The 2,927-nt window shown below is 71.4% G+C and carries 1 protein-coding gene; it reads left to right on the top strand.

The features are described from left to right. Positions 1–21 precede the first annotated feature (21 nt). A partial coding sequence (locus ABZ457_RS30575; protein WP_359164324.1) for an amino acid adenylation domain-containing protein occupies positions 22–2,927 on the top strand: 2,906 nt, incomplete at its 3' end.

Raw genomic sequence — 2,927 nt, 5'->3', positions numbered from 1 at the left:
GTGGGTGTGTTGCTGCGGGAGGTGCAGGCTGCGTACGAGGGTGTGGAGTTGCCGGAGCTGCCGGTGCAGTACGCGGACTATGCGGTGTGGCAGCGCGAGTGGCTGACGGGTGAGGTCCTGGCGGAACAGCTCGACTACTGGCGCACGGCCCTGGCCGGCGCCCCCGCCGCCCTCGACCTCCCGGCCGACCTGCCGCGTCCCGCGATCCCCACCCACCGGGGCGCCCAGCTCGTCGACGCGCTGGACCCGGAGCTGGTGCACCGCCTCGGCGAACTCGCCCGCGAACGCCGGACCACGTTGTTCAACGTGCTCCAGTCCGTGCTGGCGGCGGTGCTCGCGCGTCGGGCCGGGCAGGCGGATGTGGTGATCGGTGTGCCGGTGGCGGGACGGTCACGCGTGGAGACGGAGGACCTGATCGGGTTCTTCGTGAACACCCTGCCGCTGCGGACGCGGGTGGAGAGTGACGAATCCTTCGCCGGTCTGCTGGACCGGGTGAGCCGGTCCTCCGTCGAGGCCCTGTCCCACCAGGACGTCCCCTTCGAGCGCCTGGTCCAGGAGTTCGCCCCGGAACGCGACCGCTCTCGCAACCCGCTGTTCCAGGTGATGCTCGCCTTCCAGAACGCGCCGACCGTGGCGGAGCGCCTGGGCGAGGTCGAGATGACCCGCCTCCCGATCGGGGACGGCACCGCGAAGTTCGACCTGATGCTCGTGGGTGAGGAAGCACCCGGCGGTGGCCTCGCGCTCACCCTCGAATACAGCACGGATGTGTTCGTGGAGTCCTCGGTGCGGGGCGTGCTGGACGATGTGGTGCGCGGCTGCCGGCTGGTGGCCGGTGGTGCGGGTGTGCGGGTGCGGGAGCTGACGGCGGTGTCGGAGGCGGAACGCGGGCTGCTCCTGGAGAAGTGGAACGCGACGGACCGCCCGGACGAGCTGGCGTGCCTGGTCTCCCGGGTGCGTGAGCATGCGCTCGCGTCACCGGACGCCGTTGCGGTGTCGGACGACGCGGGCGAGGTGTCGTACGCGGAGCTGGTGGGTCGGGCGAGCCGGTTGAGCGGTGCGCTGCTGGCGGCGGGTGTCGGTGCGGACGACCGGGTCGTCTACGCCGGTGGCCGTGGCGTTGACGCGGTGGTGGCCTTCCTGGGCGTGCTGGGTGCCGGCGGGGCGTACGTCCCCGTGGATGTGCGCGCACCCCGGGCCCGCCAGGCGGACATGGTGGCGTCCAGTGGAGCCCGTTGGATCGTCACGCCCGAGGACGGAGCGGATTCCGCGCGTGCGCTGGCTGACGCCTCGGGTGGTTCTCCCGAGGTGCTGGTGGTTCCGGGGGCGGGGGACGCGCTGTCGGAGCTGGTGCCGGTGCGGGCTGGGGGCGATGACCTCGCGTATGTGATCTATACGTCGGGTTCGACCGGTCAGCCCAAGGGCGCGATGGTGCACCGGTCCGGGATGAACAACCACCTGCTCGCCAAGGTGGACGATCTCGCTCTGACCGCTGCCGATGTGCTGGTGCAGAACGCGGCGCTGACCTTCGACATCTCGGTGTGGCAGATGGTGGCCGCGCTGGTGACGGGCGGCCGGACCGCCGTCTACGGCGACGAGACCGCCTCGGACGCCACCGGTTTGTTCGCCCGCACAGAGCAAGATCGCGTATCCGTCCTGGAGGTCGTTCCGTCTCTGCTGCGGGCCACGCTGGACGCCTGGGACACGGCACCCGAACTGACCCCCGAACTGCCCGACCTACGGCTGCTCGTGGTGACGGGGGAAACGCTTCCGCCGGACCTGTGTGCGCGGTGGTTCGCCCGCTTCCCCGGGATCGACATCGTCAACGCCTACGGTCCGACCGAGTGCTCCGACGACGTCACCCACGCCCACCTCACCACCGGCACCGAGACGCACAGCGCCCAGGTGCCGATCGGCCGAGCGGTCCGCAACACCCGTCTGTACGTCCTCGACGACGCGATGCTGCCGGTTCCCGTCGGCGTCCGGGGCGAGTTGTTCGTCGGCGGTGCGGGTGTCGGGCGCGGCTATCTGGACGACGCGGCCCGGACGGCGGGCGCGTTCGTGCCCGACCCCTTCGGTTCGGTGCCCGGTGCACGGCTCTACCGGACGGGTGACCTGGTGCGCTATCTCCCGGACGGGGAGCTGGAGTTCCTGGGCCGTCGTGATCACCAGGTCAAGGTCCGTGGCCAGCGGATCGAGCTGGGCGAGGTGGAGAACGCACTCCGGGGCCTGGACGGGGTGAGCGACGCGGTCGTGCTGGCCCGCCCGGACGCGGCCGGCGCCACCGCCCTGGTCGCCTACGCGGTCACCGGGGCCGACCCGGCCGTCCTGCGCGGCGCGTTGGGTCGGCTGCTGCCCGAGGCCATGGTCCCGGCCGTGATCGTGCCCCTGGACACCATGCCGCTGACCCTGAACGGCAAGGTCGACCGCGCCACCCTGCCCGACGCCGACCTCACCACCGAACGCGCCCCCTACCGCGCGCCCGTGTCCCCGGTGGAGAAGCGCCTTGCCGAGTACTTCTCGGAACTGCTCGGAGCGGAGGAACCCGGCCTGGACGACGACTTCTTCGCCCTCGGCGGGCACTCCCTCCTCGCGACCCGCCTCGCCGCACGTATCCGCTCGGACTTCGGCGTCCAGCTCCCGCTGCGCACCCTCTTCGAGAACCCGGTCCTCGGCTCCCTCGCGGAGTGCGTGGAGTCGGCGGCGGTCCCGGAGACCGTTGCCGAAGGTGCTGATGGTCCGGTGTTGCGTCGGGTGGGGCGTGACGGTGGTGGGTTGCCGTTGTCGTTTGCGCAGCAGCGGTTGTGGGTGCTGCATGAGTTGGATCCGGAGGGGTCGTCGTACAACGTGCCGGCGGCGGTGCGGTTGTCGGGTGGGCTGGATGTGGGGCGTCTGCGGTCGGCGTTGCTGGCGGTGGGAATGCGGCATGA

Source organism: Streptomyces sp. NPDC005805 (assembly GCF_040630445.1).
In the GTDB taxonomy this organism is placed as follows: Bacteria; Actinomycetota; Actinomycetes; order Streptomycetales; family Streptomycetaceae; genus Streptomyces.
Note: the sequence above shows the minus strand (reverse complement) of the source record. Positions and strands in the feature narration are given on the sequence as shown.